Annotated in this window: 13 protein-coding genes and 4 tRNA genes; 1 reads left to right on the forward strand and 16 read right to left on the reverse strand. The window is 42.3% G+C overall.

Annotation, left to right across the window (positions count from 1 at the left end; genetic code table 11):
* Positions 1-269: 269 nt before the first annotated feature.
* The 7 genes from malQ to NYP55_RS03625 all read right to left on the reverse strand — a co-directional run bounded on the left by malQ (position 270) and on the right by NYP55_RS03625 (position 9619).
* Positions 270-2438: a 4-alpha-glucanotransferase gene (gene malQ / locus NYP55_RS03595; protein WP_172539702.1), complete on the reverse strand. Its 2169-nt coding sequence runs from the start codon at positions 2436-2438 to the stop codon at positions 270-272.
* Between the two features lie 102 nt (positions 2439-2540).
* Entirely contained in the window at positions 2541-3242 is a 702-nt protein-coding gene (locus NYP55_RS03600) for an AbrB family transcriptional regulator (RefSeq protein ID WP_116689352.1), read from the reverse strand.
* Between the two features lie 112 nt (positions 3243-3354).
* Positions 3355-3996, reverse strand: coding sequence for an IMPACT family protein (locus NYP55_RS03605; protein ID WP_080573955.1), 642 nt, complete (start codon positions 3994-3996; stop codon positions 3355-3357).
* Positions 3997-4125: 129 nt separating this feature from the next.
* Entirely contained in the window at positions 4126-4419 is a 294-nt protein-coding gene (locus tag NYP55_RS03610) for a metal-sensitive transcriptional regulator (protein WP_004131689.1), read from the reverse strand.
* Between the two features lie 228 nt (positions 4420-4647).
* Positions 4648-8142: a peptidase gene (locus tag NYP55_RS03615; RefSeq protein WP_415697433.1), complete on the reverse strand. Its 3495-nt coding sequence runs from the start codon at positions 8140-8142 to the stop codon at positions 4648-4650.
* 333 nt (positions 8143-8475) lie between these two features.
* Positions 8476-8562: transfer RNA gene (locus tag NYP55_RS03620), tRNA-Ser, on the reverse strand.
* A 118-nt stretch (positions 8563-8680) separates the two neighbouring features.
* Positions 8681-9619, reverse strand: coding sequence for an EamA family transporter (locus NYP55_RS03625; RefSeq protein WP_004133478.1), 939 nt, complete (start codon positions 9617-9619; stop codon positions 8681-8683).
* Positions 9620-9746: 127 nt separating this feature from the next.
* On the opposite strand from NYP55_RS03625, the gene dinB reads away from it, so the two are divergent.
* Complete coding sequence (gene dinB, locus NYP55_RS03630; protein WP_004133479.1) at positions 9747-11078, forward strand: DNA polymerase IV; 1332 nt, start codon at positions 9747-9749, stop codon at positions 11076-11078.
* Here the strand turns inward: dinB and fdxA are convergent.
* The 9 genes from fdxA to groES all read right to left on the reverse strand — a co-directional run bounded on the left by fdxA (position 11075) and on the right by groES (position 16949).
* The gene (gene fdxA / locus NYP55_RS03635; protein ID WP_415697432.1) at positions 11075-11395 is read right to left on the reverse strand and encodes a ferredoxin; all 321 of its coding nucleotides are present in this window, start codon (positions 11393-11395) and stop codon (positions 11075-11077) included. The two genes, dinB and fdxA, sit on opposite strands and share 4 nt — an antisense overlap.
* Before the next feature lie 155 nt (positions 11396-11550).
* A complete protein-coding gene (locus tag NYP55_RS03640) occupies positions 11551-13194 on the reverse strand; it encodes an APC family permease (protein ID WP_415697431.1) in 1644 nt (547 codons plus the stop codon).
* 212 nt (positions 13195-13406) lie between these two features.
* On the reverse strand, positions 13407-14690 hold the full coding sequence (locus NYP55_RS03645; RefSeq protein WP_415697430.1) for an FAD-binding protein: 1284 nt from the start codon (positions 14688-14690) through the stop codon (positions 13407-13409).
* Positions 14691-14777: 87 nt separating this feature from the next.
* Complete coding sequence (gene rpmG, locus NYP55_RS03650; protein WP_004114322.1) at positions 14778-14948, reverse strand: 50S ribosomal protein L33; 171 nt, start codon at positions 14946-14948, stop codon at positions 14778-14780.
* A 50-nt stretch (positions 14949-14998) separates the two neighbouring features.
* A tRNA-Met gene (locus NYP55_RS03655) sits at positions 14999-15072 on the reverse strand.
* A 4-nt stretch (positions 15073-15076) separates the two neighbouring features.
* A tRNA-Thr gene (locus tag NYP55_RS03660) sits at positions 15077-15148 on the reverse strand.
* A 1-nt stretch (position 15149) separates the two neighbouring features.
* Positions 15150-15231: transfer RNA gene (locus tag NYP55_RS03665), tRNA-Tyr, on the reverse strand.
* Between the two features lie 128 nt (positions 15232-15359).
* Positions 15360-16454, reverse strand: coding sequence for a histidinol-phosphate transaminase (hisC, locus tag NYP55_RS03670; RefSeq protein WP_415697429.1), 1095 nt, complete (start codon positions 16452-16454; stop codon positions 15360-15362).
* A gap of 201 nt (positions 16455-16655) precedes the next feature.
* Positions 16656-16949, reverse strand: a complete 294-nt coding sequence (groES, locus tag NYP55_RS03675; protein ID WP_004131681.1) for a co-chaperone GroES — start codon at positions 16947-16949, stop codon at positions 16656-16658.
* Positions 16950-16986: the final 37 nt, after the last annotated feature.

The following is a 16986-nucleotide window of genomic DNA, read 5'->3' on the forward strand; positions in this document are numbered from 1 at the left end:
TTTATAGAAGATACTCTACTCATAATCCGTGGGCTCCCTGAAAGTCCTCGATGGCGAGTGGGAAAAGCGCTTTGAAGGACCCCTTAGGGAAACACAACAATCTGCAAGTATATCGCCACATGACGACTATTTGCAAACTTCTATTTTACATATAGCGCGGACTACAACGCGGACTACAACGTTATACAATTGCGGACTGCAACGCTCGCTATCAAAAACAAACGCTGCAGCCCGCAATTAATAATGCATCTATCTCTATTTATTCATCTCTATTTATTCATGATTTGCACTAAAGACTTAACTCTAGGCAAGTCGAATAAATCGTCCAAAAGAACGGGATTGCAATCGGCATCTGCCAAAGGAATACGCCAATTTGGATATTCGTCGTTAGTTCCAGGCTGATTTTGTGCTCTACGCTCGCCAGTGGCGTCAACAATCGACGCAGCAAGCAACTTAGAAGGCGCAGCTTTAAGCGCTTTATACAACGCTTCTACAATCTCTTGCTCATGCTGCGACTCGTCTTCTAGCGCACTTTCGCTTAAGAATCCGCCAGAAACAAGCATCTTAAGCATTGCATTATGCTCTTTAACAGCATCAGCGCGGAACTCTTCTACGGAGCCCGAAAGAAGATTCAAACGCTCGCGAATATTAACGTGCTCGTAGTTTAAGTATCCTGCAGCAGGTGGCAAATCGTGAGTATTTACAGAAGCAAGCGTCATTTCGCGCCACTTCTTAGGCTCGCGGAACGCGCCATCCCTCTGTTCAAACCACTCAACCGTGCATCCAAGAACCTTATTCTTAGCCAAAACTTCTAGAGCTTCAGCTGGCACAACGCCAAGGTCTTCTCCAACTACAACGCCATTTGCGCGCGTGGCTTCAATCGCAAGAATGCCAAGCATAACGTTTGCATCGTAGTAAACGTAAGCTCCGTCTCCTGGAGTAGATCCTTCTGGAATCCACCAAAGGCGGAAAAGCCCAAGAATATGGTCAATTCGCACAGCTCCAGCGGAAGCAAACATGCCATGAACCATATCTCTGTATGTCTTAAAACCTGTGCGCTCAAGCTCAAATGGATTAAGCGGAGGCTGAGACCAGTTTTGACCTTGCTGATTGAAATAATCAGGAGGCGCACCAACGCAAGCGCCATTGGCGAATCGCTCTGGATTCCACCAAACTTCGGAGCCTGCAGGATGCACGCCAACAGCCATATCCGACATAATTCCAATGCGCATTCCTGCTTTTTTAGCTGCCATTTGCGCGTCGTGCAACTGGCCGAACGCAACCCACTCAAGCCAACGATAAAACTCTAGCGTGTCTGGGAATTGCTTTGCTAAAGCGCTAATCTCATCGGAATCTTTAGTAAGATGCTTCTCCCAGCAGTCATCGCCATTAGGCGCACCCCACTTGTCGTAGCAAAGGCACCAAGTTGCGTAGGATTCAAGCGTGTCTCCCATATCTTTCTTAAATGCTTCAAACTTTTGCGCGCGCTTATCTGACATGCCCGACTTAAAAATAATCCACAAAGCGTGCATTTTTACGCGCCACATTGCGTCTCGATCAATAATTTGCACATCATTATTAAGCGGCTCTACTTGATTATGCAAATCGTCAACGCTTTTGCGATCTTGCTCGCTAAGAAGATTATATTCTGGAATGCTTTCTGGGCGAATATAAGTGACGTTTACCATAGACCTAGCAACAGGCAAATATGGCGAAGGCGTTAACGGAGCAACTGGCTCTCCAGCATGAAGCGGATTTATAAGAACAAAGTCCGCTCCCGACTTTTCTTTAGCTTTAACAAGCAAATCCGCCAGATCTGCATAATCGCCAACTCCCCAAGACTTAGAGGAGCGGATTGAATAAAGCTGAGCCATCCAACCCCAAATTTGCTTGCCATCTTTTTCTAGTTTCTCAATAGTATCAATGCTTTCTGGCGCGCTAATAAGAGTGGCCTCTTCTACGCGGTCGGCAACACTAACGCGCAAAGTATGATAGCCCATTGGAACGTCTGCAGGAATCTTAAGCAAAGACGTTGCTACAAACTTTCCGTCTACGGGAATTGCAACATCGTTTTTAGAAGGAGAAATTTGCAAATCACCCTTGTATTCACTGCCATCTTCCAAAATAAGTGTTGCTGTAGGATACTCCAAAATCCCAGTGTTTACGCTTACTTCGCTTTCTTTACCAACAGTGTGCAAAACTGTTGGAGCAACTAAGCGAGTGTGACGCTCATTAAGGATTTTTTGAGTTGCTTCTTCGATTTGTTTATCGTTTTGAGCTTCTACGCATAGTGATTGCAATACTTTTACAAGCACGCTATCGGCGATTTGATGCTCTACGCCATCCGATCCAACGAATTTGGAACGAACGCCCATTAGTTCAGCCAATCGCCTTAACGGACTTGTTGGTTGCACTGTTTCTTCATTTTTAGTGTTCATAGTTTCCATCGTAGTCTATTTGTGGGGTTTTAATGCAAACGTATGCAATTATTATTCATTTTACTTTTATACTCAAGACTTATTTTTATATTTAATACTTATTCAAGACTTATTTAAGACTTCTGACGCAGCAAGCGAGACATCCGAGTCCTTATCTTTAGACAAAGCAATCAAAGTTGGCTGCGACACACCAGGATTAAGAGCCACTGCTCTTCTTACCATTGCAGAGAGCACAGGAGAATCGTCACTTTCTTCGCTTGCACCAAGAGAAGCCAAGTAATCCAACGTTTTTGCGCTAACACCATTTGTCTGCGCACCTTCTAATCGCATTTTCCAAGATGTTCGCGGATTACACAAAGCAGCATCTCTAACTTGCGCGCAAGAATCTTTAGTAAGCCTTCCAACTAGCCAATTCTTAGCATTTTCGTTCTTTGCAACAGCTAAACGAACATTACTTGATTCGTCTTGAGAAAGTTTAACCAAGATATTCGGGAATGGCATTACTGTTGCTAATCGAACGCGATCTTCTTCTGGAGTATTTGAATTGCCTGCTACAGCTTCCAAAAGTGCAGTCGCTCTAGAAAATCCTGCCTGATCCGACCTATCTGGCAACTCTTTTATAGCAAATTCATGCAATTCTTTAGAATCACTGGAATGCCTTAAATGCTCGTAAACAGCGGTTAATGGCTCGTATGAAGCATTGGAATTATTAGATTCATTAGACTCATTAGATAAATCATGGCTTGCACTATTGCCTAAATCTTCGTTTTTCTCAACGCCATTAAGCTTTTGCGCATCATTCATAAGAGACTCACCAACCTTTGCTTAGTCACTTATCTAATCTATCAGCTTTGCAACACAAATCTTAAAACCAAGAATCAAACAAGTGCCAAACAAGAATCACTAAAAATAAAAATCAGCAAATTCTAGTGCAAACACCGCAAAAATCTGGAATTATTACTCCAGAAAACGTATTTTTTACTGCTTCAAGGAATCTATCTGACTCTTCACGTGGCACACATACTTTTAATTCAATAGAAACGCCGTATTCTTCACTTATAACTTCCGCATTGTTTTTTAATAATAAATGCTTAAACATTCTTAAATGCGCGTACTCAACTTTGTAAGAAAAACAATTACACTCTACAATATCCGCTATTTTACTAGACTTAACAGCACCTGCAGCCGCAGCAGAATACGCTCGTATTAATCCACCAGAGCCAAGCAAAATCCCACCAAAATAACGCGTAACTGTTACAACTGCGTCTACAACATTAGAAGACCTAATAACATCTAAAATTGGTTTGCCTGCAGTTCCAGATGGCTCGCCGTCATCGCTCATACGCTCGCACAATCTGCCATTTTTATCTGCGTAAATCGCAGCATACGCAACGTGCCTTGCTTTGGGGTGAATCATCCTAATTGACTCTACAAACTCAAGCGCTTCTTCAGCACTAGAAATGTGGCACGCGTCCGAAATAAACTCTGACTTCTTTTCCACAAAAGCAAAGTGCGCAGGATTCTCACATAAATCAGTTACGGTTCGCATATTCTTCATATTCGATATTTAATATTATTCGATATTCGACATTAAAATCGTTTTCAATTCAAACAGTCTTAAAGCTACAAAAGATTATATGCAACCGCTAGAATTACAAATCGCAAATCGCAAGTCACAAATCACAAATCACGACTTATCGTAGCGCATTAAGTGATCTACAACATCTACAAGCTCTGCAACTTTCTTATCTGTAACCTTTTTATTTCCAGCGTCTTGTGCTTCTTCTAATGCCTTTGATATTTCTTGATGAGCAACTATAAGCGCAACTGCCCTAAGAGCTGCCGTAGATGCAGAAAGTTGCATAAGAATGTTGTTGTAGTCTTCCCCTTTTTCAACCATATTTTCAACAGCGTGAACTTGCCCACATACTCTATGCAAGCGAACCAACATCTTTTCTTTATCTATGTTGTAGTCACTCATAAAAAACCTCATTTGAAAACAGTGCTTTTATATACTATTTACATAATAATTGTGCGTTGTATAGTACGCAAAACTATAAGCGCCAAAAAGCTATGTTTATAGAATAAATTATGCATATTATACAACGCAACTATTCTTATCTGTTTTAAATATATCCCAATTAATATATCTCAACATACATGTTTTACAAATTTATGCACATATGAATCAAATATTTTATGAGAGATTTTATGCAATGTAACTTACGCGTTTTGCCAAAATCACAGATCCTGCAATAAGCAATATAGCCAGAGAGAACATTAATGTTGTTTCAACTTTTACGCCAGTTGTTACTAGATGCCCAACATTAGCACCTAGACGAGCATGGCGTCGTTTTGAATTCTTTGTTCCACTTGCATATTGATTATTTGACTGCGAATTCTGCTCTACATTAGAGTCGCTTACTTGTTGATTACCTCCATACTGAGAATCTCCCTGTTTAGAATCTCCCTGCTGAGTAGCACTTTGGTAAGTATCAACCTTCTTAGAATCACCTCTCTGAATAGTACCTGATTTAGTAGCTGTATATTTACCTTCCTTGCTATCTTCCTTACTTGCAATATGCTCAGATTTATGCTGAGAATCCGTCTTAACATTACTTTGATCATCTTTTTTATTGTTTTTTTCATTAATTTTATCGTTATTAGCATTACTCTTAGGATTACTCTTAGGATTACTATCGCCAGTCGCATCTGCATTTTGATGAACTGTATTATTGGTTCCAGCATCTACTTGCGCACCGAGCGTATTATTATTCGCTCCAGCGTTTACACCAGATTGCGCATTGTTGCCAACTTGCGCTCTGCCAGACTGTGTGCCAGCAACTTCATTCTGCGCACTAGAACCTTGTGTACCACCAGGCTGCTCGCTAGAACCTCCAGGATTATCCTGCTTACCAGGATCTTGCTTACCAGGATCTTGCTTACCAGGCTTGTTTTTCCCAGAACCCTGTGTGCTACCAGACTGATTATTATTGCCAGCTTGCACACCAGAACCTTGCGGATTCTGAGGATTCTGAGGATTCTGAGGATTCTGCTTTGAAATAATATTATCTACAACGCCACCACTAGGAGACGTCTTTGGATCAACTTCACTACCTGTAACATTTCCACTACCAGCAGGCTCACCCGATGACTCTCCACTTTGGCTACCATCCTTAACATCGCTTGCACCACCATTTTGGCTGCTACTTGCGCTGCCATTATTCTGCGTTCCGCCAGGCTGCAAACTGCTAGGCTTTTCGTTAGAATCACCTGGCTTTTGCACACCAGGCTGATCTTTTACAGGATTATCTTGTTTTCCAGGCTCTTGTTTACTCAGATTTTGCTTACCTGGATTATCTTGCTTACCAGAACCTTGCGGATCCTGCTTTGAAATAATATTATCTACAACACCACCACTAGGAGACGTCTTTGGATCAACTTCACTACCCGTAACATTTCCACTACCAACAGGCTCGCTCTTACCTGGATATTGTCTACTAGGCTTTTCGCTAGAACCTCCAGGATTATCCTGCTTACCAGGATCTTGCTTACCAGGCTTTTCACTAGAACCACCAGGCTGCTCTTTTCCAGGCTCACCCTTTCCAGGCTCACCCTTACCAGGATCACCCTTACCAGGCTCACCCTTCGCACCAGCATTCTCCGCCTTATTAACAGTCACAGTAACAGGCTTATTTCTATCAAAGAAGCTTCTACTATCTTCGTTATTAAACGACGTCTTAAACTCTTGCGCTCTAGAAGAACCTGGGAATTCATAAACAAAAACATACATTCCACTTTTAGCCGTATTGCCATCTAAAAGATCGATCATATCTCCAACTTTTTCAAACTTTTCTTTTTTATTCTCAGCACTTCTGTTCTCTTTGTTATCTTCACTGCCCTTGTTATCTTCACTATCGCCATCTTTACCAGATTCTTTGCCAGCTTCTTTACTATTAGACTCGTTATGAGTAAGAATTATCTTTCCATTGCCAAGCGTGTAAGTTCCATTATGCAATGGAACATCCCATGAATCTATTTTCTTATGATTTTCGTCTTCTTTAGGCTCTTCAACCGAGCTAGAAACAAGCTTTACCATATTTTCATTGCTCATTGAACTATCTTTGTTTCCAACCCACCAAAGACGAATGTTCATCTTTGCATCTTTACTAAACCCATAATCGGTATTTCCATCAAATTTTCCGTAGTCTTTTGGAACACCACTAACAACTATCGCATCCGAAACGTCATTTGTATCTTTGTTTTTTAGATTCTTAACATGTTCAATCGATATTTTTGCCTTATGCGAAACTGTTGAATTTACGTTTCCAAATTCTTCAACAAACTTTCCTGGAATAAACTCTCGAACGTCGTCTTTTTGATTTCCGGGATCAATAAACCAAACCCACGTTCCAAATAATCCTGCATCGTCTTTGTTCACTTTATAAACTTTTGCGCTAGCAAGTTCATCTTTAGATAAGTCACCTGTTGCTTCGTGCGCAACCGCCTTAACCTCTTGATTTTCTCCCGAAAAATAAACATCAGCTGCAGCAACTTGACGAATATTCTTATCTTCTCGTAGTTCCTTTATATACTCTTCTACTTTGTCTTTTTTATTTTCGCGTTTTTTCATAATATCGTTATAAGAACCAACAAAGTAGTATCCGCGAGCACGAACGTCTTTACCACTTACCCACTCACCTTCAGTAGGATTCTTTAGCGACGAAGTAACAGTATCTTCTACAGAATCGCCTACTTTCAACTCTTTTACAGTCGACTTAGAAGAAAGCGAGGGCTGGAACTTTCTGTGCGCTCTCTCTGTTAATACATTTGTAAATTCTTTGACTTTTTCATCTTTTGCTACTCGTATTAAAGCTGCTCCATTCCCTATATCTTTTCTTTGCAAATATGGAATGTAGTATTCACCCTTAATTTCTGCTTCACCTTCTCCTGTTGCAACCCAATCAATTCCATACAACGTACTATAAGATCCAATGTGATCTTTAACTTCTTTAACCTGTTTCTTATCTTTTATAAAACGCAACTTATCGCCTACTGCAGTAACTTTAAATTTTGTATTTTCGCTGTCATATGTAACATTTCTTTCATCAACACCCTGTGTATCAATAACTACCCTTCCACTCCTTGCATAGTAGGTAGCATAAGGGTCAAGTATTTTGAATCCCATACCCTTAGGCGTTTTTTGGGTTACTTCGTTCCATAGTTTTTCTGCATCTTCCTTTAAGTTAGACGCACCATCAAATCCCCTACGCTTCGCTTCTTCCCACCCGCGTTTATCTTCATCATAATGTTCATGAATTAAATATGCTGCAGCCTCCATTCGGGATGTAAAATCATTTTCAATAGCAGACTTAGCTATTCTTGCTGTGATTTCATTAATATTGTTAACATCAAGCGGAATATCTCTCCAATCGGAATCAGCTTTTACAGTTGATCCCGTATTAATGCAAAATACGTAATTACCATCATCATCTTTTTTTACAATTTTTCTGCTCGGACTCACTTTTGAACAGGCATCACTATACGTATAGTATTGAGCAAAAATATCCGCAGAAGCAGCATTTATTGCGCCATTACCAACAACAATTGCAATAGTCGCCAGCAACGCTGTCAGTAAAGAGAACATTCGCGTGCGCTTATTGCGTAAAAAGATTGGAATCCCTTTACATCCATGTTTTCCCATATCAACTCCTTAAAACGTTGTTTTCTCTAACGTGACAAACGTTTTTGCTAGCCACGATGAACGAAAAATTCGCTCATGCTCTAACTATGATTTAGGAATTTCAATCTGTAAATAAAAAACTTTCAATGTGGTTAAAGGCTATTTTAGAGGGTAGTTATCCACATTGTTATACACAATTGTGCACAATTACACACAATTACGGCAGCTGCTGGCAATTTGCAACGATTAAGTGGGAATACAGGGAATACAGTGAATCGGATTATGGGTTATAGGCCAAAAATCAAAACAAAAAGCTCTAAACCGCTGATTTTTCAACGATTTAGAGCTAAACCGCGGAGTCAGAGAGATTCGAACTCTCGAGCCGCTTACGCGACTAACACCTTAGCAGGGTGCCCCTATCGGCCACTCAGGCATGACTCCACTTTGTAACTATTCAAGATAGCAACAGGTTCAAACTATATCACCTCTTGAGGACGTGCACAATGCTTAAGCGACACACCAAACGCACAAAAGAAGCTTATATAACGCGCAACAGTATTTATGCGGGGTTGTGATCTCCCGAAAATGTAATCACAACAGCCAACATAACTAGAGCCATTCCGCAAACATCAATCAACGTTGGCATTTCGCCAAATCCCATGCCAACAAGCGCTGCAATCGCAGGGTAAAGCGCTTGCATAACTGAATATCTTGCAGAAGACACACGCTTTAGCAAAACCTGGTCTAAAAGCGTTGGAATAAAAGACGCGCAAATCGCAATAACAACCATTAATCCAAGAAGTTTCAAAGATCCGTAAGGCTGAGCAGCCCATGTTGCACTCGATTTAGGATGCACAACATGCAAAATTGCAGGGATTCCAAGAACGCTCGATTGCAAAAGCCAACCAATTAAAATAGCTACACTAACTCGGTCAATTGCATTAGAGCCTCTTGCAAGCATGCGCCCAGATACAATGTACATTCCCCACATTGATCCGCCAATAAGAATCGCCACTAATCCAACAAGAAAATGCGGGCTTTCGTTAGAGCCCATCGATGCGCTTGCAAGAAGCACAATTCCGCAAGCCGCAATAACAATACCAACGCGCTCACGCCATGTTTTACCCGTTATAACAGCAACCATTAAAGGCCCTACAAACTCAATAGTTACAGCCACTCCAACAGCCATACAACTAATAGCTAAATAAAACATTGTGTTCATAAGAACAACAGAAATGCCTACTGCAACAACAATTAACCATTCTTTTAATGTTTTAGGAAGAGAGTTGCGAGCGCGCTTTTTACGCGAAAAAGGTCTTCTCCAAGCAAGCAAAAACAAAGACATAAACCCAACGCGATACCACACAGAATATAGCGGATCGAGCTGGCTAAACGCGACTTTTGCTATAGACGTTGCTAGATAGACCGTTGCAGCTTCTGCAACAACGATTAGCAAAACAGGCATGCGATTTAGCGCGTTTACTATGATTTGTTTCATAAAGCATACCCTACACGGCAGTAGTTATATTTGCCAGTAGTTATTTTGCGTATTTTACACTTATTTTTCGTAAACTTATTGCGACACGCTATTGTACAAAATCGAACGTTTGTTCTACTATAAATTCATGAGCACAGCACCGCGAGTTAATGCAGCTAAACGCGATTGGGGGCGCAACACGTCTGGCTGCACAATACTTCATATCGATATGGATGCATTTTATGCATCACTCGAGGCGGCGCGTAATCCTAGGTTACTTGGCAAACCTCTGATTATTGGTACAGGCTCGCGCTCCGTAGTTTCGGCAGCCAGCTACGAAGCACGTAAGTATGGCGTGAATTCCGCTATGCCTACAGCGCGAGCACGAAGCTTGTGCCCTAATGGCATTTTCCTGCCGGTAGATATGCCATATTACGTTTCCATTTCATCTAGGATTTTTAAGGAGGTCTTTTCAAAGATCACAGATAAGGTTGAACAGGTTTCTGTAGACGAGTGTTACATGGACGTTAGCTCAGCGTTATTACGCTGGAAAACGCCCATCGCCATAGGCGAGTGGATAAGAAGCGAAGTCGCGCGCAAGTTTCATATCACTTGCTCTGTTGGGATTGCATCAAATAAGCTGATCGCAAAAATGGCGTCAACGAACGCAAAGCCAAATGGAATGTTGATTATCCCCCAAAATCGCAATGCCGACTTTGTTTCAATAATGCCATTACGAGCAATACCAGGAATTGGACCCGCGCTTGCTAAAAAACTAGCTACGTGGGGAATAAATAGCATTGAGATGCTTAGAAGTGTAGATGAGAAGACTTTGGAACGAGTTGCTGGGTCTAAAGTTCTTGCGCGAATGCTTTATAACACTTCGCGCGGAATTGACACACGGCAAGTAACGCCCCACGTTCCAGAAAAATCCATTGGTACAGAAAGCACTCTTGATAAAGACACCACGGATATTGCAGCAGTGAAAAACCTGATCAGGCACTGCTGCAACGAAGTGGCACAAGAATTACGCAATCGCAACACAATGGCAAAAACAGTAACGTTAAAATTGCGATTCAGCGATTTGCACTATGCAACAAGATGCAAAACATTAAGAAACGTAACCGATTGCGCACCAGAGTTATACAAGCATGCTTGCGATTTACTAGAATCAGTAAATCCAACAGTTCATGACCACAAATTAGGCGGAAGTCATATTTGTTTACTAAGCTCCGTTAGGCTTGCTGGCGTTAGCGTAAGCAATCTTGTAGATAAAAGCAAAGCGCTTGTTCAGCCTACGATTAGCGACATCTTAGAAGAGAACGAAAGAGAAAACACCATAAGTGGTATGCGTAAAAATTCAACAGAAATTGCGCAAAACGCAATAAAAAATACGCATGCAAGAATAAGTCACGCAGAACACGTATTAGATGCAGTAAGAAAAAAGTATGGTAAGAATGCTGCTCAAATGGGCATTTAAGCATCTTTTTTAGGAAGAGCAGCTACGCGGTCCTCATCCCAACCAGATGGGCCAGCTTCTTGCGCACCACCTAAATCGCCAAGCTTGTTAAAGTATTCCACAGCAGCGTCTTTATACCATTCCCACTCTTCTGGAACATCGTCTTCATAAAAAATGGCCTCTACTGGGCATGCAGACTCGCATGCGCCACAATCAACGCATTCGTTAGGGTTTATGTAAAGCGTGCGATCGCCTTCGTAAATGCAATCAACAGGGCACTCGTCAACACACGCTTTATCTTTAACGTCAACGCACGGTTCTGCAATAACGTAAGGCATAACAAACGCCCCCTTTCATACTAAAAAATAAACTAACTCTTCTATTATAGTTCACGTTACGAGTGCAAAACGCATTGAGTCGGCATACGTAATCGCATACCGACTCAACACATTAAATCAACGTCTAAAAAAAATCAACGTCTAAAAGCAAAAGCCTATTGAGCATCCTCTTGAGCAGACCCAACAGCCGCCTCTTGAGCTACCTCTTGAGCTGCCTCAGCTCGCGCTTGATCTTCCGACTCGCCTTCCGCAACTTTTTCTGCAGCAACAGCATCTTGCGCAAACAAGGTTTCTACTGGAACACCAAGCTTCTTAGCTTTACGAAGTTGCCTTCCAAGCAAAGAATTGCGGTAAGAATAGCCAAAGTACACAATAAAACCGATTGCAAGCCAGATTGCAAAACGAATCCATGTAAGCACAGAAAGGTTTAGCATAAGCCAGAACGTAGAAAGCGCGGCGAAAATAGGTAGAACTGGATTCCATGGAACCATAAATGATCGATGCAAATCAGGTCTACGCATACGCATAATAGGAACGCCTGCAGAAACAAGCAAGAACGCAGAAAGCGTACCAATATTCACCATATCGGAAAGAATTCCAATATCCAATGTAGAAGCGATTATAGCAACTACAACGCCAGAAACAATCTGAATACGTGCAGGGATTCCGCGCTTGCTAACCTTAGAGAAGCTGCGTGGAAGCAAACCATCTCGGCTAACAGCAAACACAATACGCGTAAGGCCCAAAAGAAGAACCATAACAACAGTTGTTAAGCCGATTACAATGCCAAGAGAAATAATCTTAGCAGCCCAAGTTGCACCTACAAGCTCAAAGCTAGTAGAAAGCGAAGGAGCCTCTTGCTTAGCCAAATCCTTGTAAGAGACCATACCAGTTGTAACAACAGCAACAAGAATGTAAAGAACAGTCACAATCAAAAGACCAAGACCAATGCCCCTAGGAATGTTCTTGTGTGGATCTTTAGTTTCTTCTGCCGTAGTTGCAACAACGTCGAATCCAATGAATGCAAAGAATACAAGTGCTGCGCCAGAAAGAATACCCGTAATGCCGTAAACAGCTGGCTGCATGCCAGTAATCCACTGCCAGAGCGGCTGGCTCATAGTGCCAGAAACGTGAATACCCTTAACGCTAGCAACGTCTGTTGCAGGTGGAACAAATGGAGTGAAGTTAGAAGCCTTAATGTAGAAGAATCCAACAACAACAACAAACAAAACAATACCAATCTTAAGAATTGTTAAAGCACCGTCAAAACGAGCAGAAAGTTTTGTTCCAACAACAAGCATAATCGTAAAGAACGCAACAATAACTACTGGAGCAAGATCAAAAGTAAAATTACCAAGCTTTACCGAAGTAGATACGTTAAGGCCAAACAAGTGCATTAAATCGTTAAGATAAACGCCCCAATATTTAGCTATAACGGATCCTGCCATAAGCATTTCCAGAATCATATCCCAGCCAATAATCCAAGCAATAAGCTCGCCTACTGTGGTATATGTAAACGTGTATGCAGAACCTGCAACAGGAATCATCGAAGCAAACTCCGCGTAGCACATTGCAGCCGTTCCGCAAACGATTCCAGCAATAATAAAGCTAATAATCACTGCAGGACCTGCATGGAATGCTGCTGCTTGAGCGCCAACGGAGAAGATTCCAGCGCCAACAGCAACAGCTACGCCCATAACTGCCAAATCCCAAGCATTTAATGTACGCTTAAGATGGCGATCACCATCCATTGTTTCTGCAATAGTCTGTTCAACAGACTTTTTTCTCCATATTTGCATAATCCAACCTTCTCTAAAACTACGTCTAAAACATTCCATATAAGGGTATATATGTTATAAATCGCAAAAAATACGGTTCAACTCGCATTAAGAGTCATCAAACAATAATTTTTACGATATTAAAAGAGCATAGTACTTTGTCTAGCGGAAAATCACAACACAAATCGCAATTTATTATGTTAAATTATGCTAAATTTGTGTTAACAATTGTCTTAACAATCCGCACTAACGCCGATTAAAACAGGTTCTGGAACAAGTTTTACACCAAACGAATCGTAAACACCATCTATGATTTTGCGCGCCAAATCAACAATATCCTTGCATTTTGCACAACTGCGATTAGTCAACGCCAAAGTGTGCAGAGAAGATAATCCAGCTTTACTTTTTTCGCCATCGCTTTGAGCAAGTCTAAATCCCTTGTGGAATCCAGCGTGGTCAATAAGCCAAGCTGCAGAAGTCTTAACTCCTTTAGATCCATCTGGCAAAGTGGCGTCAAAGCGCGGAGCGTCTTCTGGGAGCAAATCTGCTTGAGATTTAGTCAAAATCGGGTTCATAAAGAAGCTTCCGCAACTATGGCGGTCCGCATACTTGGAATCGCCATCTTGCAAATCACCACAAACATAGTCTTCATTTTGAAGCCTAATCGAAGACTCAACACCATTTTCGCTTTTCGCGTAGCACATCCACCTATTTGCGTAGCGCATAGCATCTTCGAGCATGCCCTTAGATGCTCTAACGCGCAAAACTTCGCGACGAATCTTAGACGTTTCCATCCTATCTCCAACTTGTACGCCAAGCGCGTGAGCAAGCTGCGAATGAGCCACAACACCTGTTTTTGAATGCTTTAAGCAAAAAGTAACAGATAAAACAACGTATCTAGGCGTTGGGAAGAAGCAATCAGCAGCAACACCAGGAGCCTTATACATGCTTTGCTTAAGAACAGACGTGCGATAGCCAAATTTAAGATCCGCAAGATTCATATAAAAAGTGGTTTTGTCTTTACGATCCCAAACTTCTACAGAATCAACACTTTGTGATACTTCCGCACCGTATGCGCCAATGTTTTGTACCACAGACGCACCAACAGTTCCAGGAATCCCAGATAACGCTTCTACGCCTTGCAATCCAAGCTCAATAGTGTGAGACACAAAATCATCCCAATTGCAGCCAGCCTCTGCACTAACGTGAACCAAAAAATCTCCGCTAGTTTTATCAACGCCGTCTATGCCAGGAGCTGCCTCATCTAAAACGCAAATCTCACGACGAGCATCACGCACAACAACTCCGTTAAACGGTTCGTCGCTTACAAGCATGTTAGACCCGCCGCCAATAACACAAAGCGGCAATCCAGCGCAATCTGCGTCTTCTACAGCTTCAATAACAGCCACTCTGCTAGTAGGCTCTACAAAACGAGCAATAGAGCCTCCAACGCCGATTGTTGTAAGATTTGCAAAAGTTGGATTATCAGATTCCAATAAGGATGATTGCATACTCATACGACTAATCCTAACAGCAATAAATAACAAAAAACCCCGCAAAACGCGGGGTAATAAAGCTATAAAACTTCGCCGAAGTTCACGCTTTTAGCGAGTCTCGCGATGGAGAGTGTGCTTGCCGCAGCGTGGGCAGAACTTGCTCAACTCAAGGCGATCAGGCGTATTACGACGATTCTTCGTCGTGATGTAATTACGCTCCTTGCACTCCGTGCATGCAAGCGTAATGCCTGGACGGATGTCTGCGCTCTTACTTGCCATTTTGTTCACCTCTAGAATATTGTATGTTGACCAACTCCTGCTGGCCATTGTAGCGAGGAAGAGACTCGAACTCTTGACCTTACGATTATGAGTCGTACGCTCTAGCCAGCTGAGCTACCCCGCCAGAGAGCCTCGAGTGAGAATCGGACTCACGACCTCTTCCTTACCAAGGAAGTGCTCTACCACTGAGCTATCGAGGCGTGGCGGGTAGTGGATTTGAACCACTGAAGCACGAAGCAACTGATTTACAGTCAGTCCCATTTGGCCGCTCTGGTAACCCGCCAACGTAACCGCGCGGAGAAGAACATCTCCAAACGGCAACTTTGTTATTTTGCCACGAACGCGCGACTAATGCAAGTTCAAGACACGCCGAAAGCAAAAATCACATCTAAATGCATCTAAAAAATGCGATTATTTAAGCGAAAAACCATCTTTCTTTAAAGACTCGCACACTTTAAGCACGCGATCATTTGCCTCGGTTTCTGCGATTGTAATGCGAATACCTTCTCCAGCAAACGCGCGCACAGAAAGACCTGCATCAACAAAACGCTGATTAGCTCGCTCTGTATCTTCGCCAAACGGCATCCAGAAGAAGTTTGCGTACGGCTCTGCAACATTCCACCCTTGCTCGCGCAAGCCGCTCACAACGCGGTTACGCTCCTTAACAAGCGCATCTACGCGATTGCGCATTTCTACAAGCGCTTCATTCTCCAAAGACGCAAGAGCTGCCACTTGCGCAATTTGACTTACGCCAAACGGAACAGCCACTTTTCGCATGCCTTCTACGACTTGCGCATTTGCAATAGCGTAGCCAATGCGCAAACCAGCCAAACCGTAAGCCTTAGAGAATGTTTGTGCAACAACAACGTTTGGATATTCGCGGTAAAGTTGCATGCCATCCGCCGTACCCTTTGCGTTGTTAAATTGCACGTAAGCTTCGTCAATAAGCACCAAAACATTGCTTGGAACAGCGTCCAGCACTCGTCTAGCTTCCTCGTCTGAAAGCGATGCAGACGTTGGATTGTTTGGATTGTTCAAAATAACAAGACGCGTGCGCTCATTAATCGCATCAATCATTGCGTCCACATCGTGCGACCCATCTGCGCGATTAGGGATTTTAACGCTTGTAGCGCCAGCACCAGTAACAATAATCGGATACGCTTCAAAGCTTCTCCACGGGTATATAACTTCGTCTCCAGGGCCTGCAACAAGATTTACAAGTTGCGTAATAACCTCTGTAGAGCCGCATCCAAGAACAACCTCGTCTGGAGTAACGTTAAACTTTTTAGCTAACTCTTCTACGACTTCTGTTCCGCGCATGTTTGGATAACGATTAATAACACCAAGCGCACGGCTAGAAATGGCGCTTTTCACACTTTCTAACGGCTCAAATGGGTTTTCGTTGCTAGAAATCTTATATGCGCGAATACCGTCTAATGATGGCGCTGGCTTACCTTGCTTGTAATTTGGCAAAGTATCTAAAATACTGCGATGTTTGTAATCCATGATTTTATAATAGTCGCGTCTTAAACAAATTAAGAAAAATTAGACAAAATAAGTAAATTAAACAAAACTATACAAATTAAACCAAGCTATACAAATTAAACAAAAACGCTGAAAACAGCGATAAGTCGCCATTTTCAGCGCTAAATAGCTTTATATAAATAGCTTTAATACTACTTGACTAATACAAGTGATTAACCAAAATCAGCCAAGGATTGCAAGAACGTCACGAGACGAAACGATTAAGTAATCTTCGCCTTCGTAATGAACTTCTGTGCCACCATACTTGGAGTAAAGGATCTTGTCTCCAGGCTTAACATCCATAGGAATGCGCTCGCCCTTATCGTCTCTGCGGCCTGGGCCAACAGCCAAAACCTCTCCCTGCTGTGGCTTTTCCTTAGCATTATCTGGAATGTACAAGCCAGAAGCAGTTTGAGTTTCTGCTTGAGCTTGCTTAACAATAATCTTATCTTCCAAAGGTGTGAGCTTAATCGACACTTCGGTACCTCTTTCTAGAGAAATGTAACCTTTGCGC

It is taken from the genome of Gardnerella sp. c10Ua_31 (assembly GCF_055700915.1).

Bases quoted from the DNA above. Each gene is read 5' to 3' on its own strand.
- rpmG (WP_004114322.1), bottom strand. From the start codon at position 14,948: ATGGCAAGTAAGAGCGCAGACATCCGTCCAGGCATTACGCTTGCATGC.
- dinB (WP_004133479.1), top strand. From the start codon at position 9,747: ATGAGCACAGCACCGCGAGTTAATGCAGCTAAACGCGATTGGGGGCGC.
- NYP55_RS03625 (WP_004133478.1), bottom strand. From the start codon at position 9,619: ATGAAACAAATCATAGTAAACGCGCTAAATCGCATGCCTGTTTTGCTA.
- NYP55_RS03645 (WP_415697430.1), bottom strand. From the start codon at position 14,690: ATGAGTATGCAATCATCCTTATTGGAATCTGATAATCCAACTTTTGCA.
- NYP55_RS03615 (WP_415697433.1), bottom strand. From the start codon at position 8,142: ATGGGAAAACATGGATGTAAAGGGATTCCAATCTTTTTACGCAATAAG.
- NYP55_RS03600 (WP_116689352.1), bottom strand. From the start codon at position 3,242: ATGAATGATGCGCAAAAGCTTAATGGCGTTGAGAAAAACGAAGATTTA.
- fdxA (WP_415697432.1), bottom strand. From the start codon at position 11,395: ATGCCTTACGTTATTGCAGAACCGTGCGTTGACGTTAAAGATAAAGCG.
- NYP55_RS03640 (WP_415697431.1), bottom strand. From the start codon at position 13,194: ATGCAAATATGGAGAAAAAAGTCTGTTGAACAGACTATTGCAGAAACA.
- hisC (WP_415697429.1), bottom strand. From the start codon at position 16,454: ATGGATTACAAACATCGCAGTATTTTAGATACTTTGCCAAATTACAAG.
- malQ (WP_172539702.1), bottom strand. From the start codon at position 2,438: ATGAACACTAAAAATGAAGAAACAGTGCAACCAACAAGTCCGTTAAGG.
- NYP55_RS03605 (WP_080573955.1), bottom strand. From the start codon at position 3,996: ATGAAGAATATGCGAACCGTAACTGATTTATGTGAGAATCCTGCGCAC.
- NYP55_RS03610 (WP_004131689.1), bottom strand. From the start codon at position 4,419: ATGAGTGACTACAACATAGATAAAGAAAAGATGTTGGTTCGCTTGCAT.